The 16836-nt window shown below is 46.8% G+C and carries 10 protein-coding genes and 1 pseudogene; 5 read left to right on the forward strand and 6 right to left on the reverse strand.

Features of this window, described 5'->3' with window-relative positions:
* Nucleotides 1–12 precede the first annotated feature (12 nt).
* From IKW96_RS06055 to IKW96_RS06065, 3 genes are read left to right on the forward strand one after another with little or no spacing between them, the layout of a single operon-like run.
* Nucleotides 13–927, forward strand: a complete 915-nt coding sequence (locus IKW96_RS06055; RefSeq protein ID WP_296571715.1) for a UbiA family prenyltransferase — start codon at nucleotides 13–15, stop codon at nucleotides 925–927.
* Nucleotides 924–3263: a PEP/pyruvate-binding domain-containing protein gene (locus IKW96_RS06060; RefSeq protein WP_296571719.1), complete on the forward strand. Its 2340-nt coding sequence runs from the start codon at nucleotides 924–926 to the stop codon at nucleotides 3261–3263. Before IKW96_RS06055 ends, IKW96_RS06060 begins: the two co-directional genes overlap by 4 nt.
* A 1-nt stretch (nucleotide 3264) precedes the next feature.
* Nucleotides 3265–4341: a hypothetical protein gene (locus IKW96_RS06065; protein WP_296571722.1), complete on the forward strand. Its 1077-nt coding sequence runs from the start codon at nucleotides 3265–3267 to the stop codon at nucleotides 4339–4341.
* A gap of 59 nt (nucleotides 4342–4400) precedes the next feature.
* On the opposite strand, the gene IKW96_RS06070 is transcribed toward IKW96_RS06065, so the two are convergent.
* The 4 genes from IKW96_RS06070 to IKW96_RS06085 all read right to left on the reverse strand — a co-directional run bounded on the left by IKW96_RS06070 (nucleotide 4401) and on the right by IKW96_RS06085 (nucleotide 12815).
* Complete coding sequence (locus IKW96_RS06070; protein WP_296571725.1) at nucleotides 4401–6137, reverse strand: bifunctional diguanylate cyclase/phosphodiesterase; 1737 nt, start codon at nucleotides 6135–6137, stop codon at nucleotides 4401–4403.
* A 41-nt stretch (nucleotides 6138–6178) separates the two neighbouring features.
* Entirely contained in the window at nucleotides 6179–7663 is a 1485-nt protein-coding gene (locus IKW96_RS06075) for a diguanylate cyclase (RefSeq protein ID WP_296571728.1), read from the reverse strand.
* Between the two features lie 284 nt (nucleotides 7664–7947).
* Nucleotides 7948–11667, reverse strand: coding sequence for an endo-1,4-beta-xylanase (locus tag IKW96_RS06080; protein WP_296571731.1), 3720 nt, complete (start codon nucleotides 11665–11667; stop codon nucleotides 7948–7950).
* A gap of 452 nt (nucleotides 11668–12119) precedes the next feature.
* Entirely contained in the window at nucleotides 12120–12815 is a 696-nt protein-coding gene (locus IKW96_RS06085; RefSeq protein WP_296571733.1) for a hypothetical protein, read from the reverse strand.
* 213 nt (nucleotides 12816–13028) lie between these two features.
* On the opposite strand from IKW96_RS06085, the gene IKW96_RS06090 reads away from it, so the two are divergent.
* Nucleotides 13029–13784, forward strand: a complete 756-nt coding sequence (locus IKW96_RS06090) for a class I SAM-dependent methyltransferase (protein ID WP_296571736.1) — start codon at nucleotides 13029–13031, stop codon at nucleotides 13782–13784.
* Between the two features lie 29 nt (nucleotides 13785–13813).
* Here the strand turns inward: IKW96_RS06090 and IKW96_RS06095 are convergent, their stop codons facing one another.
* Nucleotides 13814–14332 (reverse strand): nitroreductase, encoded by a 519-nt coding sequence (locus IKW96_RS06095; protein ID WP_367112944.1) that lies wholly within the window; start codon nucleotides 14330–14332, stop codon nucleotides 13814–13816.
* A 249-nt stretch (nucleotides 14333–14581) separates the two neighbouring features.
* Here IKW96_RS06095 and IKW96_RS06100 point away from each other — a divergent pair, with 249 nt between their 5' ends.
* On the forward strand, nucleotides 14582–16210 hold the full coding sequence (locus tag IKW96_RS06100; RefSeq protein WP_296571739.1) for a HEAT repeat domain-containing protein: 1629 nt from the start codon (nucleotides 14582–14584) through the stop codon (nucleotides 16208–16210).
* Nucleotides 16211–16260: 50 nt separating this feature from the next.
* Here the strand turns inward: IKW96_RS06100 and IKW96_RS06105 are convergent.
* A pseudogene (locus IKW96_RS06105) lies at nucleotides 16261–16836 on the reverse strand (hypothetical protein); the annotation flags it as partial.

Below are 16836 nucleotides of genomic sequence, written 5' to 3' on the forward strand. Positions count from 1 at the left end.
GGGGAAACGACCATGTTAAAACGACTTGATATCTATTTCAGGGAAATGTATCCGCTTTTACCTCGTCTGATACTTGGATTCATAGTTTTCGGCGAGATATACTTCATTGTACTGCTCAATAACGGAGTTACCGATTTCAGCATATCTTTAGCCGAATTTATCGGCGGCTTCACAGTATTCAGCTTCCTTTGCTGGCTCAGGATAGCCGATGATTTCAAGGACTACGAGCTGGACTGCCGCCTTTTTTCACACCGCCCTCTTCCCTCGGGAAGAGTCACAAAAAAGGACCTTGCCATATTCATAACCTCGCTTATCGCGGTAACGGTGATCCTCAACTTTGTATTCCTCAATAATTTCCTGTTCTTCCTTTTCCTTTACATCTACGGAACACTCATGTCGCTGTGGTTCTTCCAGAAAAAGAAGATACAGAAAAGTCTGCCGCTGGCGCTGGTAACGCACAATCCCGTGCAGATGATACTCAATATCTACATAATCTCCTTCACCTGCATAAAATACGGACTTTCCGCATTTACTCTCACCAATTTCCTCGCAATGATGACCCTTTACTTCCCTGCACTCATATGGGAGATATCAAGAAAGATAAGAGCTCCTAAGGACGAGACCGAATACGTTACCTATTCAAAGCTTTTCGGCTATAAAAAGCCCGTAAAGTTCGTGCTTGTACTCACTCTTGTCGACATTCTCACAAATATCCTCCTGGTTTACAGGCTCAGCTGGATATCCGTAGCAGCCCTGCTCATAAACGTTGCATGGATGACATGGAAATTTGTGGAGTTCATAGGCGACCCGACTAAGTTCAGGCTGGTCGATAAGGTGGAAAAATACACATACATACAGGAAAGCATAATGCTCATAACAGTTGCAGGATATATAATCTCACAGAGAATGGGGGTAACACTGATATGATGATAACTGAGGACAATTACAGAAAATACAGGATAGGCTCAAAGGCTCAGCGCCTTTTCATCATGCGTGAGAACGGTCTCAACGTTCCCGAACTGGTATGCGTTCAGAGCGCAGACAGTCTTTCGGACTTTCCCTTTGACAAGGACGGGCTGTACTCGGTACGCTCCTCTGCGGACTGTGAGGACGGAGCTTCAATGTCCTTTGCAGGGCAGTTCAGCACCTGTCTGAACGTCAGGGGCACAGAGCTGAAAAAGTATGTGGAAAGATGCCTTTCCGCTGGCAATGCAGCCGAGGACTACATTAAAAGCATGGGCAAAGACCCCGAAGAAGCTCATATCTCTGTCATAATACAGAAAATGGTGGAGTCCGAGCTCTCAGGCGTCATATTCACCTCAAATCCGCAGGGGATACTAAACGAAACGGTCATAGTTGTCGGAAAAGGTCTCGGAAACGGCGTAGTCGAGGACAAGACCGACGTTACCCACTACTATTACAATACTACCGATGACCTGTACTGCTTCGAGAGACAGAACGACTCTCCCCTGCTGACCGACGAGCTGCTCCGTGAGCTCATTGCGGTATCCAAAAAGATATGCGGCATTTTCGGCAAGCGTCAGGACATTGAATTTGCCATAAAGGACGGAGAAGTTTTCATTTTGCAGGCAAGACCCGTTACTTCTCTGAGGAAATGTTCCGTGACCGTCCTCGACAGCAGCAATATCTCGGAAAGTTACCCCGGGATATCCCTTCCTATGACAGTCAGCTTCGTAAGCGAGGTCTACTATCAGGTATTCAGAAGCTGCGTGAAAAGAGCTACCAGAAACGACGGCACAGCCGAGCGCATCGACACTTCTCTCCGCAATATGACAGCCAGCGTCAACGGAAGGATCTACTACCGCATAAGCAACTGGTACGACATAATAGCTATGCTGCCTTTCAGCAAAAAAATAATCCCTGTATGGCAGGAAATGCTGAGCGTTCACGAAAAGGAAGTGACCCGCTCCGGCGAGAAGGCAGGCTTTATGACAAAGCTCCGCGTGACGGCTTCGTTCTTTCAGCTTCTCTCTAAAAACCGCAGGAATATGAAGAAACTTGACGAATATTTCGATAAAGTCTACGAAAAATACTCTTCCGCCATAGATGAGACGCACAGTCCCGAGGCTCTTCTTGAACTGTACTGCGGACTCCGCAGCGAGCTTGCCTGCCACTGGGACCTCACACTTGTCAACGACCTGTATACCTTTATTTTCACTGGGCTTCTCAAAAAAAGCCTTACAAGGAAATACGGCGCAGAGGGGCAGGAGCTTACGAATCTTTTCATTGCAGGCAACCGCGATATCGAAAGCATGAAGCCCGTCAGAATGCTTGCGGAAATAAAGAAATGCTTCACGGAAAGCGGTGTTCTTGATGAGCTGCGCGGCGTAAACGACCAAAAAAGCTTTGAAAACGCAATGGATAAGTGCAGGAGCGGAGCAAAGCTCATATCGCAGTATATCGGGCTCTACGGTGACAGATGTCCCGAGGAGCTGAAGCTCGAAACGGATACCTACCGCACAAAGCCATATCTGCTTGCGGAAAACATAGTAAACGCCGCAGACTGCGGCAGAACAGACGCGGAAAAGCTCCCGAAGCTGGGAATATTCGCCGAAGCCTTTGCAAAAAGGGCAGCAAACGGCATAAAGCTCCGCGAAAGCTCGCGTATGTCAAGAGGAAAGATATTCGGACTTGTCCGCAGGATAATTCTAAAAACTGCCGATGAGCTCTGCAAAAACGGGCGTATCGACGCTCCCGCAGACGTTTTCTGCCTGCAATTCGACGAATTGTTTGAAGCAGTGAAGCAAAAGGACATGGAGCTCAGAGAGCTCATAGAAACGCGCCGCGCAGCCTTCAGGAGCTTTGAGAAGCTGCCTCTGTATTCGAGACTTGTGTTTGCAGGAGAACCCTTTGACAAGCAGTTCTCAGCCGCTTCGGCAGGAAGCCTTGCAAATACCGACACTCTCAGGGGTATCCCATGCTCGTCAGGCGACGCAGAGGGTGAAGTCTTGGTTGTGGACAAGCTCACTCCCGACCTTGACAGCGAGGGAAAGATAATAGCCGCAAAAATGACCGACCCGGGCTGGGTATTTCTGCTCAGCAGGTCGGCAGGCATAGTATCCGAGCGCGGCTCTCTCCTGTCGCATACCGCCATAATCTCCCGTGAGCTGAAAAAGCCTGCTGTCGTAGGTGTAAAGGAGCTCTTTTCAACCGTAAGGAACGGCGACAGGATACACATAAACGGTTCCACGGGAACCATCACCATTATTGAAAAGAAGATAAAAATGAACGAGGCGATATAACATGAAATATACCGCAAAACTCATTTCGGCAGACAACAAGAAGGAGCTTTCCGACTTTCTGTCACTGCCGGGAAAACTATACAAAAAAAGCGAGCTCATGCAGGACAGAGCCGAGGAAAAGGCTCTGCTGCGCGGCTCGCATATACTCAGAAGATACTTCCGCGTATTTCCAGTAATTGCAAGGGACGAAAGCGGAAAAGTCGCCGCAAGGTGCGCCGTTACCATATATCCCGACCGCTCCTCCGCTTATTTCGGCTTTTTCGAGTGCATAAACGATATAAAAGCGGCTCAGGCGCTTATGAAATGTGCCGAAAGCATTGCAAAAAAGGAGGGAAAGACCTCCCTCACAGGACCTGTAGACTGTTCCTTCTGGATACGCTACAGGCTCAAGACCGATAATTTCGGCTCGCCCTATACAGGCGAGCCGTACAACCTTGATTATTACGAAAAGCTCCTGTGCGGCTGCGGTCTCGAAAGCTGCGGCGAATACATATCCAACCGATATGGCAGGATACCTGCGGAGTACAGCGACGGCAGATTCAGCCGACGTCTGCCTCAGTTCACAGAAAAGGGCTATGAGCTGAAAAGCCCCGACAACAGCACCTTTGAGCGCTCTCTGCGCGAGATATACCGTCTTATCATGGAGCTTTACAGCGATTTTCAGACATTCAGCCCCATAACCGAGGACGAATTTGCCGCAATTTATTCTCCGCTGAAAAAAATTGTGGACTATTCAATGGTAAAGGTCGCCTATTTCCACGGAGAAGCCGTGGGCTTCTTCGTATCTGTCCCTGATTTCGGCAATGCTGTCCGCGGCAGCATAACTCCCGCGAAGCTGCTGAAAATACTGAGCACAAAGAAGAAGTGCAGACAGTATATCCTCCTGTATCTCGGCATAAAGCCCGAGCATAAAGGCCTCGGCAAGGCTCTTTCCGAGGCGCTCTGTCAGAACCTTGCCGACAACGGCGCTGACTCCGTGGGAGCTCTCATACGTGCAGGCAAGGTCAATGGCAGCTATTTCAGCCAGCTGATAAAAGAGACATACAGCTACAGGCTCTACAGCAAGGACATAGCTTAAAGCTGATCTTCGCATATACAAAAAGGCTTCCCGACGGGAAGCCTTTTCTAACTGATTTTTTACATTTCACCCATTACAAGCCTTTCGGCTTCATTCATAGGAAGCGGACGTCCCCAGATAAAGCCCTGTATATAGTCACAGCCGATATCCTTCAGCGAAACGAGCTGCTCCTCTTCCTCAACGCCCTCTGCAATAACGTCAAGTCCCATGATATGACCTATGGAAATAATCGCAGCAACGTACTGCTTTGAAGAGTCGTCCTTATTCATGTCGTCAATAAACGACTTGTCTATTTTCAGCAGGTTTGCAGGGAATTTGTTCAGATAGCTCAGTGACGAATAGCCGGTTCCGAAGTCGTCGATAGCGATCTTTATGCCCATTTTCTTTATCTCCTCGATACATTGCAGGGCTTTTTCCGCAGAATCTATCATTACCGACTCCGTTATCTCAATTTCCAGCTGATTTGCAGGAAATTCTCCCGTATTGATTATCTCCCTGAGCTCGTCAAGGAAATCGTTCTTCATCATGTGCTTTACCGATACGTTAACGCTCAGCGTTATATCGGCTCCCGATCTTTTAAGGAGCTCCCCGAAGAATGCGGCGGACTTCTTCATTACCATGCCGTCCACCTTGTCGATGATACCCACCTTTTCCGCAACGGGTATGAACTCGCCTGGACTTATAACGTTTCCGTCCGAGTCCTTCATACGTGCAAGGGCCTCAAATCCGCGGAGCTTATGGTCAATACTGTACTGCGGCTGGAGGTTGAAGTATATAGTCTCGTTTTCGAGAGCCTCTCTGAGCTTTCTTTCGATCTCGAGGGTACGCTCTTTTTTGAGGAGGTCGGGCGAAAAGCGCAGGATATGGTTTCCGCTGCCGGCTCGCTTGACCTCTGTCATAGCCGCGTCCGCATAGGAGAAGAGACTGTCGGAGGTTTTCGCGTCTGTCGGGAACTTGGCATAGCCGAAGCTTGCTGATATGTAAAGGTCCACGTTGTCAATGGTAAGCCGTCTGCCGAGAGCGGATTCATACTGCTTTATCGTATTCATGATATCGTCGTCGGAATGATAATTCCTGATTATCAGTGAAAACTCATCGCCTGCGATACGTGTGATGAAGTCGAGAGTTCCCGATACGCCCGTATCAGCAATGCTCTTCCAGCGCGAAGCTATCTCGATAAGGACTTTATTTCCGATATTGAAGCCCATTGTATCGTTTATGCCCTTGAAATTGTTAAGGTCTATGGAGACCATGGCAAATTCATCGCCGCGTCTGATAAGACTGCTCACAAGCTCCGAACAGGCAAATCTGTTCGGTATCTCCGTCAGTCTGTCGGTAACAGCCTGATCTCGTATCCTCTCCTGGTACTTTTGATTTTTATAGTTATTGTCATATATGAGCATAATAGCTATTATGGTCAGAAAATCAGTGAAGATTCCGGGAATCATAGCAAGGCTGTGATGTCTCAGCATACTTATCGTCAGCATTGGTAACTGTATTATCAACGCCGTAAGAGCAGTATAGAATCCCAGCTTTTTATAATACACCACCATAAGTATTACGCATATATTAGACAGCGCCGAAAGAATACCCGCAAAAGCATTTATAGGTATGTTTAAGTCTGCGATACTTATATAAGTGTTGGAACCCTTGCAGGCTGTCGCGACTATCAAAGCGATATAGACCACGACCAACGCCACATATCCCACTATAGGTGCTTGTTTATTCTCTGAAAAACTTTCGATCGTTTTTTGGAGAATATTATTCTCAGCAACCTCAGATCTGTTTTTTTTCATAGTTTTCCCTCATTATTAATATTTCAAAACAGTTTTTATCTTTACCTGTCCAAGCCGTATTTTCTCCTGAAGCGTTTCTTGTCCTCGTACATCGCCTCATCGGCGCGTTTGAAAACAGGGTCGGCAGTTGTATCATACGAAGCGTTCTCCGCCATCCCAACTGCGGCAGAGTACCTGAACCAGGGTTTCAGCTCCGTCTGATTGTATTTTTTGTCGAATTTTTCCCTGAGCTCATCGACAAGAGCCTGTCGCTCCTTGTAATCATGCCCCTGCAATACGACAATGAACTCGTCGCCGCCTATCCTGTAGACGGGAGAATGCTTGAATACCTCGCAGACCAAGCGGCAGCAGCCTCTTATGTACTGATCGCCTGCCTTATGTCCGCAGCTGTCATTTATGTCCTTGAGTTTGTTCATATCCACCATTACAAGTGCAAACTCAATGTCCCCCTCGGACATTTCCATATTCAGCAGGTTGACCCTGTTTGAATATGCAGCCTTGCTTCCCACGCCTGTCAGCATATCCTTCTTGGCTTCCTTGCTGAGCCTTCCTATCTGGAGTTCCTTATCCCTTATATCCTGTTCTGCTTTGAGCTTATCCTGCTGCAATTCCGAAAGATCGTTGAGGCGGTCTGTTATATTCATCTGCATTGAGCGGATACCATGATAAAGGTCGCCGATCTCATCGTGATTTTTTATGTTAAGCTCCATGACCCCTGCCTCCTTGTAGGTCAGCCCCTCGGCAGGGTTGAATTTCTTCATTTCCGTGGTCATTGCTCTGAGAGGGTTGCTGATGAGCCTGTTTATCAGGATCATCGATATTGTCTGAACAACAACGGTAAATACCAGCGCTCCCATTATAAGGTAGATGAGGAAGCGGTTGCGCTCGTTCATCACGTCCTCCATGTCGAAGTCGCAGCCGACTATGCACACACATTCGCCCTCAGAGTTATAAACAGGGCAGAATGAGGAGCAAAGCCAGCCCCAGTCGCCGTTGGAGATAGTGGGTTCGATATTAGCTGTCAGATCAAGACCTAAAAGCTCCTCCTCGCGGTCTTCATAGTAGCCCGTCTGAAAGACAGGCTCGTCGGGGGCATCAATGAGGTACATATCCTTCACGGCGTCCTTATCGCCATTGGCAACGACATAGATGTACTTTATATCTGTCATGTTCTGCAGATAGCGCTCTATCGCGCCCTGTACCCTTACATATTCGTCCCAGAGGCCGTGTTCCCTGAGATAATCCTTGATGATCTCCTCGTCGCCGTCCTTCATTGCTTCTCCGCGCAGAGCCTGAAACTCCGCAGATTCTGCTGTTTCGCGGAGCTTCCCGAGATAATCGCCGTCCAACATCGTCGAAAAGTACCTTGCGTTACTGGCCGTGCAGCGTTTATAGTAATCGTTTATCTGGTTAACGCTGGCAAAAAAGGCAACTGCCGTCGTACCTGCCGCCATTGCAAGAACGATAAGGAATACAAAAATGTATATCTTGACTTTTACCGAAAAAAAGCCTTTCTTTTCATCCACCCCATTCCCCCCTTTCCCGAAATATAATGAACGCTCTATTTATTTTTTTGAGGCAGTAAACCTTTCAAAGCCTACTATCTCATTATAATCCTATTTTATTATACATGATTTTTTGACAAATATCAATGGACAAAATGTTAAATTAGATTAACTTACTGCATTTTTAATTGATTTATTGCCGCAAAGCTGCTGCACAAAACGTTATAGCCGATACAAAATGTAACAAAAGAAAGCCGGGGGCTTTATGCCCTCGGCTTTTAAAAATATCATGGATTTACTATTTTTTACTGTCCTTCGTGGAAGAAGTAGGGAAGTCCATCATATACATAATGTCTTACATTGCCCCACCAGTGATCCTTACCGTTAACTACCATGAAGTAAAGGTTGCCCTTTGAGAAGTCAGATGTGTAAACGAACTGGCTCATCTTCTTCATTTCGTCGATCTGAGGACTTACGTTAGGATAAGCTATATCAGTTGAACCTGTAGCGCAGAATATGAAGTACTCATTCTTCTGGAGACCTGACTTGTCAACTGCATTAGCAATACCCTTAGCCTTGTCGTATGCTGAGTTACCGTTCCAGCTGTCGCCGCTGAGAGGCATGAAGTAGCCTACGATGTCGAGGCAGTTCTCGAATACAGCCCATGTTGAAACGCCGCCCATTGAGAAGCCGCCGTATGCTCTGTGCATTCTTGAAGCCTTGAGTGAGCTCTCAGATGTATCCTTGTTAGCATAAGTTGAGTACTTGCCCTCAACGAAAGGAACTAAGCTCTGACGGAACTCGCTGTAGAAGCGTCCTGCTTCTGTCTTGTTGAATGTCGGGAATACAACGATAAGTGGCTCAAGCTCGCCGTTCTTGATCATATTGTCCAGCATATTCTGGATCATAGTATCGTTCTGGGAGATCAGAGTGTTCTCATTCTCTCCGCCGCCGTGCATGAGATAGAATATGTTGTACTTCTTGCTCGGGTCATAGTTATAAGGAGTATAAACATTGCAGCTGTTATAGCCGTTTATGCCGTTATAGCTCTCCTTTGTGACCTTACCCTGCTGCTGGCAGCCGTTGAAGTAATAATCAGGAGCTGCCTTATACTGTAAGTTAGCATTGTAGTTGAAGTTTGACTTAGGCTGAGTTGTTGTTGTAGTTGTAGTTGCCTTTGTTGTAGTTGTTGTCTGTCTTGTAGTAGTTGTTGTTGTCGGCTGTGTAGCAACAGTCTGCTGCTCATTTCCGCCATTGCTGCCCTGTGAAGATACAGTGAGTATCTTGTCAGCATAGCTGTCAGGAAGTGACTTTATGAGACCGAGGAGATACTTCTGGATAGTATAAGCGTCGATAGTTGTGATACCAGCGCCTGCCTCGTAAACGTCTGCGTTGAACTTGCCCTGATCTGTAAGTGAATACTTGTTCGGGTTAGCAAGTGACTGCATGATGATTACTGCGTCAGCCATATCTATGCCGCCGTCGCAGTTACCGTCGCCCCACTTTGAAACCTTTTCGTTGAGGAGCTCCTTGAGATCCTTTGCCGGAACTGTGGTTGTAGTAGTTGTAACAACGGGAGCTGTAGTAGTTGTAGTTGTTGTAACTACCTCCTCCTCATAGCTCGGAGGATCGATCTTCTTTGTGAGTGCGATGATGTCGTTGTAGAACGACTTAGGCTGATAGTTGCTGAACGGAAGCGGTGAACCGCCGTTTTCACGGTATCTCCAGCTTCTCTCATCTGTTGTACCCCAGAGAGTTACAGTTGAGATGTTCTTAGCGTGCTTCATAGCAACCTCAAAGATCTGAGGATAAAGCTGTCCGTTAGAACCTGTGCTGTTTGTGATATCGAGCTCAGTGATCTGAACGTCAAGTCCGAGTGACTCGAACTGCTTGATAGCTGTCTCGAACTCGCTTGCTGAAGGATACTTGGAATCAAGGTGAGCCTGCATACCGATACCATCGATATAGTCGCCCTCCTTCATGACTGTCTTGGCCATGTTTACAAGGTCCTTGGTCTTTGCGCTCATGTACTCGTTATAGTCGTTGAGGTAAAGCTTACAATCCTTAGGAGCATACTGTCTTGCATACTTGAATGCGTTTACAACGAATTCTGAGCTGCCGTTGTATACTCTTGACCAGTTGGAATTGTTTGCAGGTCTCATTCCGCCGCCGTCGTTAACGAAGAGCTCGTTACAAACGTCGTAGGAGTGGAGATTAAGGTTCGGGAACTGAGACTTGATAGCACTGAAAGTATTCTTGATCATGCTCTCAAGACGCTTGTTCATTCTGTCCTTTGATACAGTGCCGCCGTTGTCCTGGAACAGAGACTGAGGAGTCTGGCTGTACCATACGAACGTATGACCACGAACGCCGATGCCGTTCTGCTCAGCGAACTTGAGTATGCTGCTTGCAGAATTAAGGCTGATGTTTACATTATCGCCGTTTACGCCTGCAACGATGGAATCAGGCTTCATTTCGTTCTCGCAGGTGATGGAGTTGTAGTTCTTCTTGATGAACTGCTGAGCCTGTGAGTTGCCTATCTCGTTGCCGCTTACGGAAGTACCGAGACGGAAGTACGGTCCCATGTAATCCTTGAAGCCGTCGCCGCCCTTTTCGTACTTGTAGTTGAGGTTCTGATGTGCGCGAACGCCTGTATAGCTTGCGCCGCCGCCTGAGCCGCCTTCACCGCCGCCTGAGCCGCTGCCGCCGCCTGCGGATGTGTCGCCAACTGTGCCCTGGCCTGTTACTACAGATGATTCCTTGCCTGCCTTGGAAACCTGAACTGCGTCTACGAAGAAGTCGCAGAGGTCGCCTGAGCTCTCGGGAGTCTCAATGTAGAGTATAAGGTCGCCTGAGTTGGAAGGTATCTCGAACTTTGTATTCTCGAGCTTTGTCCACTCACCGCTCTTAGCCGAGCAGTCAGCGATCTGTGTATAGGAAGCGCCGTTGCCGTCGCCCTGCTGGAGGGACATCTGGAGAGTTACAGTGCTGCCTGAGTTCTGGAGAACTGCTGCGCTGAAGCTGTATGTCTCGCCGGGTACGAATGCACTTGAATCAAGCGGGATAGCACAGCCGTTCCACTCGTTCTCTCTTCCTGAAACGTAGAGTGACTTTGAACCGTCGTAGAAGTTCTTGCTGTTTGTATCAACAGAAGCGCTTCCTCTTCCTACCCAGTCGCCTTCGCCGCTTTCAAAATCATTTGTGAAGTAGTCGCCGTTCTTATCGGGCTCTACTGTCTTAGCGGGTGTAACGGTCTCTCCGCCGCCGCCACCGCCGCCGCCGTTATAACCGTTCTCGTATACGGCGAGGCTCTTAACGTTAGCAGAACCGTTTGATCTGTAGCCCTCGATGTTAAGGGATACTTCATAAAGAGTACCCGACATATCGAGACCTGCCTTTGACCATGCGTCAAAGTGCTTGCCTACGTGGATAGTACCCTTCATGTAGTTTGTTGTATTGTTTCTTGAGCCGCTTGTCTGGCGGATGCTCCAGTACTGCGGGAAAGTAGCTGTACCGTCAAGAGAAGGCTGATTGTAACGCATTGTCTTTGCAATGTCGTATGTGTTTCCGTCAAGAGTTACAGTACCCTTTCTCTCAGCGCCGTCTCCGGGTGGACGCCAGTCGCCCCAGCCCTCTACGATGTAGTATTCCATGAGAGGATTTCTTGTCCAGCCGTATACACACATATAGGAGTTTCCTCTTGGTGTGTACTCAACATCATAAGTCAGAGTGATATCAGAGCCTATCTGATTGTACCTCTGCTTTTTGCTGTCGTAGTTCTTGCCCATACGAGCCAGGAAGTTTTCAATTCCGCTCCAGGAACAGGAGAAAGAGCCTGCACCGGGGTTCATTGAAGCCTGACCTGTATAGTTCTGGTTCCACATCTCATAGTCAAATCCGCCGATATTGCCTCTTACCTGCTGGTCAGCTCCATGAACAACCGCAGGAACAGAAGGAATACTTGCAGCGATCATCACAGCAGTAGTACCTGCGCCGACGATCTTCTTCAAGATGCCTTTTCTCATTTTGATCATTCCTCACTTTCTGAAAAATATTAGTGATTTTTTCCCTTTTCTCGACCAAGAAAAAGCACAAAAGTGCAATAAACTTTTGAGTCCCATCTTTTTCTCAGTTCCTACTCTTATTTTATTACGTCTTTGTGAACATGGCAAGTCAATTCTTGCTATCAGCAACCATTTTTAGCCGCTTTTTGCTGTTTTTTACATTTTTGGTTCAACTTTATCTCCGATTTTTATATACTCTCTGTCATTTTGAGCTTTTTTATAACATTTCACGCAGAGGAATAATTCCGCCGTTTAGCACGATAGTACTATAAATTAATTACTTTATGCTGTTTTGAATAAAACAAAGGTGCTGTCTGAAAATATCATTTAATACATATCGGATGAATATTTACAGCAAAGGCTGCTTTCACAAAACAAAAAGGAGCTTTTTCAAGCTCCTTTGACAATGTTAATCATTCAAATGTTTCGTTCGTGATGAGCCAGTTGTCTCCGTCCCTGACAAAATTCAACTTTCCGTCGCCGCTAAGTTGATTTTTGCAAACGGTTTCGGCAGTGAAAGAATTCTCGGTAACATTGCTTAATTTAACGCCGCCTTCTGTAATGTAAATATTAAACCCATGAGCTGTATAATAATAATAAAGCTTTCCGTCTCTTTCAGCAAATAAATTATTAACGCTCTTGAGAAGACCTTCTTTTAATTTGCCTGTGCAGGTATCGTTTATAATAGCCTCGATATCTGCAATAGAATTTATACCGGGTTCGTTGACCCTGATGAGGTCTGCACCGTATTTGTCAGCGATAATGTCATTCTCATCGCTGCCGATCTTACCTGATACATAGCCGTTGATCTTTGTAAGCGCATTCATTTTCCTGATCGCTATCTGCTCCAGCTCTGCATTCTCCGAAGTTCCGTCCGTTGCGTCTTCAGCCTCAGAAGCTTCGGCAGTATCAGCCTCTGTTGCAGCCTCGGTTGTTTCCGCGGCAGTTGTTGTCTCCGCTTCTGTTGTCACCTCAGCAGTGGTCTCAACCGTTGTTGTTACGGCAGTTGTTGTTTTGTTGTCCTGTGCAGCGCTGTCTTCCGTTGAGCCGCAGCCTGTCAGGCATATGCTCAGCACAACGGCTGTGACTGCAATGATCTTTCTGTTCATTTTCATTCTTCTTTCATTATAATATTGTCAGCTTTCTCGACAAAGGTATTATACCACACCGTTCTGGAAAAAGCTACATAATATCAGAATTGTAACAATTATTTATAAAAATGTAAAATTCCATCTCCGTCTGTTGACTTATAAAAGCAAATAATATATAATAAGAATACTTTTCCGTAAAACCAAACCATTTTGCCAAAGAAAGGAGCCGCTATGGAACTCAGACTATCATTTGACACTATCCCCGAGCAGTTTGACAAATGGAGGCCTCACTACAGCCCACAGCTATTCTCTCAACTTATTGAAAAAGCAGCAATAAACATCAGCTCAAAGGTACTTGAGATAGGTCCCGGTACAGGACAGGCTACCGACCCGATACTTGAAACGGGCTGCGGCTACACGGCGATAGAGCTCGGCAGCAATCTCTCGGAGTTTCTGCGTAACAAGTACAAAAACGCAGAAAACTACAGCCTCATCAACGACGATTTCATCACTCACGACTTCGGCGGCGAGAAATACGATATGATATATTCCGCTGCTGCTATACAGTGGCTCCCCGAAGATACCGCATTCAGCAAGACATTCAGGCTTCTGAAAAACGGCGGAATGCTGGCGATGATGTTCCTGCACATGGATCTGAGATCTCCCCAGCCGCAGATGTACGCGGATATGCAGAAGGTCTACGACAAATACTTCAAAACCGGAAACAGCGGCAGCAAAGCTCCATTTGTGTACGACAATGCACTCAATTACGGCTATACCGACCTTGAGACCAGCATTTTCCGCGGCACAAGGGAGTTCACAGCCGCAGAATACGTGCAGTACATCGGTACCCACAGCGACCACATAGCCCTTGAAGAGCCCTACAGGACTCCATTCTTCAAGGGTATAAAAGAAGCCATAACCGAACACGGAAACAAGCTCGTCATCAACGACGAATACATACTGAAAACAGTAAAGAAACCATAAAAAAGCAGGGATAAACCCTGCTTTTCATCTTATTCGCACCAGTATACGTAATTCTCTTTTCTCGGAGCTGCGGCAGGCTCTTCGCAGTCTGCATAACCGAGAATACAATGCCCGATACCCTCGTAATTGCCCTCGATACCCAGCTTTTTCAGGAGTTCCCTGCCCTCTTCGGACTCAAACTCTTCCTTCGCGCGGTGTATCCAGCAGCTCGCAAGACCGTATGCATGAGCAGCGTTCATGAGATTTCCCATAACGAGAGTTCCGTCATAGAGATAAGTGAACATATCCTTATCTGCAAGCACGATGAGCACGACGGGAGCGTTATAGAACGGGTCGTTGTTCATACCCATTACCTGAGCGTTCATTACCGAAAGCCTGTCCCGTATTTCCTTGTTCGTCACAGCAACGATTATCGGAGACTGACGGTTCATGCCCGTTGCAGCGTATGTGCCTGCCTCGATTATCTTCCCGATGATATCCTTGGGCGGCATATCAGATTTGAATTTTCTGATGCTTCTTCGTGTTAAAAGGTTTTCGATTGCGTCCATAATATTTCCTCCCTTGATCAGTTTTGTTATGTAAATAATATTATGTTCCTATAAAAAAGCAGTTGTAAATTTGCGCCGCAAATAATACGTCAAAAATATTATACTATATTTTTCAGGCTTAGTCAACTATTTTGTTGGATTTTTCGGCAAGTCTGACAACTGGTCATACCATTTTTCAGTGTAAAAATTGACTTTTTGCCCTTTGCGATGTATAATTATTAAAATCAACAATGACCGAGGTGAATAAAAATGTTCAGCTTTTTCAAGCGCAAAAAGACTGAAGCCGCTCAGGGAGCGCAGCTTGTCGTCCCGAATAAAACAGCATATGAGCCAAAGCTCCCCACTGTCAGCGACGAGCGCATAACAGCTTCCATAAACGAACTTATGGACGGAAAGTACACCTATGTACAGCTTTTGCTGGAAAACTTCTTCTTTGTAAACGAAAAGCAGCAGAAGGACATTGCTCAGGCTCTTCTTCAAACTCTCGGCAGCCTTTCCGCAAAGAAATGGTACACTTTTTCCGACATCTGCCGCGGCTCGGACTATTGCTCCCACTCGCAGTATCTTATGTTCAGAGGCACACAGCAGGCAGACCTGACCCGTGAAAAGTACCCTCATCTTTCCGACGAGGAATACATCGCCCTGCTCTGTATCGGAACCTTCAACCGAAACGGCTATTTCCGCGAGGACTGCCTGCGAAAGCTTGCCAAATACGACGGATTACTCAGGTATTTCTACATCCGCGTCAACGACTGGGTTCAGGAAATAAGGAACTGCTCCGCGGAGCTGCTGAAGCAGATACTTCCGAAATGTCCGCTGTACGATATCATCAGGGATACGATCATATATGAAAAGCTCGCCATGACTCACAGGCGCTCGGAAAAGCATATAGGTGAACTCTATGAAACAATCTGCGCAAGGATAAAAAACGAGCTCGGTACCTCACATCTTGCAAGGCTTTACCGCGAAGAACCTATGATAAGGAACGCTTTCTACAGATTCGGCTGTCAGAACGGACTTTTCAGCAAGGAAATACTGGAAAATATCATCGAATACGAGCCCTTCGGCAGCAGCAAGGAGCTCATTCTAATGCACAAGATCGGCAATTTCGGCTGCTCCGACAGCGAATATGAAAAATATATCAGCCATAAATGCCCCAACATCAGATATACCGCCCTTCTGAAAAAATACGAGGAACTGAACAGTGCATGGGACGGACTTGACCGCCTTCTCACGGATAAGTCCTCAAAGGTACGGGCTCTTGCAGTCTTTATTCTGAAAAAATACTGGGGATTCAAACCACGGGAATACTTTCTCGAACTTCTCGGCACCGAAAATACTGCCATAGCCGTTGCAGAGCTCGGCACATACGGTACAAAAGCAGACGCAGAAGCCCTTAAAAGCTTCATATGCCCGGATAATACCGCCACAGCCCGGAAAGCTCTCCGCTCCTACGGCAAACTCATGGGCGCGGATGGAGCTCCTGTCTACTGGGAGCAGCTATGCTCCTACAACAGCCTAATGGCCACCGAAGCCTACCGAACCATCACCGCGAACCGCATAAATTACAGCTGCAGTGATATATGGAACGAATATAAGCATCACACTGCTCCCACTATTAAAAAGCACTTCATTCATCTGTTATGCAGACAGACCGACTGGGACAGAATGAAGTATCTTGTGGAACTCTATGCCGACGACTCCCTTGACGAAACACTGAAAAGCTGCGTTATCGGCTCTCTGAGCAGACGGAATATGTACAAAAAGCTCACGGGCGATACAGCAGACGAACTTGTTTCCGCCATAAACGAGCACAGGGACAAGCTCGGCAAGCTTGCGGACGGACTGCTTTTTGACATCTCGAAAGCTAAAAGCTGATAAAAAAGACGGCAGATCACTCTGCCGTCTTTTTTATCAATATTCAACTATCACTTTTTTATCGGAAGCAATGATATGATTTTCAGAAGGAGCTTCTGAATTGCCAAAGCGTCGCTCAGTGTAACACCGCTTGTGCTCTGATCGCAGTCGGAATTAGCGATTCCCTCCTGTGTGATGTGCTGTTTTTCAGTTCCCTCAAGTCCGTACTTATTCGGATTAGCAAGGAACTGCATTACGATAACCACGTCGGACATATCAATATTTCCGTCACAGTTTGCATCGCCGAATCTGATAACTCTCTGCGGTGCAGGCGGTTTTTCCGTAGTTGTTGCAGGCTTTGATGTTGTAGTTGTAGGCTTCGCTGTTGTTGTGGTAGCCTTTGTAGTTGTCTTTGTTGTCGTAGTTGTAGGCTTCGCTGTTGTTGTGGTAGCCTTTGTAGTTGTCTTTGTTGTCGTGGTTGTAGGCTTTGCCGTTGTTGTGGTAGCCTTTGTAGTTGTCTTTGTTGTCGTAGTTGTAGGCTTCGCTGTTGTTGTGGTAGCCTTTGTAGTTGTCTTTGTTGTCGTGGTTGTAGGCTTCGCTGTTGTTGTGGTAGCCTTTGTAGTTGTCTTTGTTGTCGTAGTTGTAGG

This window comes from Ruminococcus sp. (assembly GCF_017549005.1).
Classification (GTDB): domain Bacteria; phylum Bacillota; class Clostridia; order Oscillospirales; family Ruminococcaceae; genus Ruminococcus.

Excerpts from the sequence above, each read along its gene's own strand:
- IKW96_RS06055 (WP_296571715.1), top strand. The coding sequence starts at position 13 with ATGTTAAAACGACTTGATATCTATTTCAGGGAAATGTATCCGCTTTTA.
- IKW96_RS06060 (WP_296571719.1), top strand. The coding sequence starts at position 924 with ATGATGATAACTGAGGACAATTACAGAAAATACAGGATAGGCTCAAAG.
- IKW96_RS06065 (WP_296571722.1), top strand. The coding sequence starts at position 3,265 with ATGAAATATACCGCAAAACTCATTTCGGCAGACAACAAGAAGGAGCTT.
- IKW96_RS06070 (WP_296571725.1), bottom strand. The coding sequence starts at position 6,137 with ATGAAAAAAAACAGATCTGAGGTTGCTGAGAATAATATTCTCCAAAAA.
- IKW96_RS06080 (WP_296571731.1), bottom strand. The coding sequence starts at position 11,667 with ATGAGAAAAGGCATCTTGAAGAAGATCGTCGGCGCAGGTACTACTGCT.
- IKW96_RS06085 (WP_296571733.1), bottom strand. The coding sequence starts at position 12,815 with ATGAACAGAAAGATCATTGCAGTCACAGCCGTTGTGCTGAGCATATGC.
- IKW96_RS06090 (WP_296571736.1), top strand. The coding sequence starts at position 13,029 with ATGGAACTCAGACTATCATTTGACACTATCCCCGAGCAGTTTGACAAA.
- IKW96_RS06095 (WP_367112944.1), bottom strand. The coding sequence starts at position 14,332 with ATGGACGCAATCGAAAACCTTTTAACACGAAGAAGCATCAGAAAATTC.
- IKW96_RS06100 (WP_296571739.1), top strand. The coding sequence starts at position 14,582 with ATGTTCAGCTTTTTCAAGCGCAAAAAGACTGAAGCCGCTCAGGGAGCG.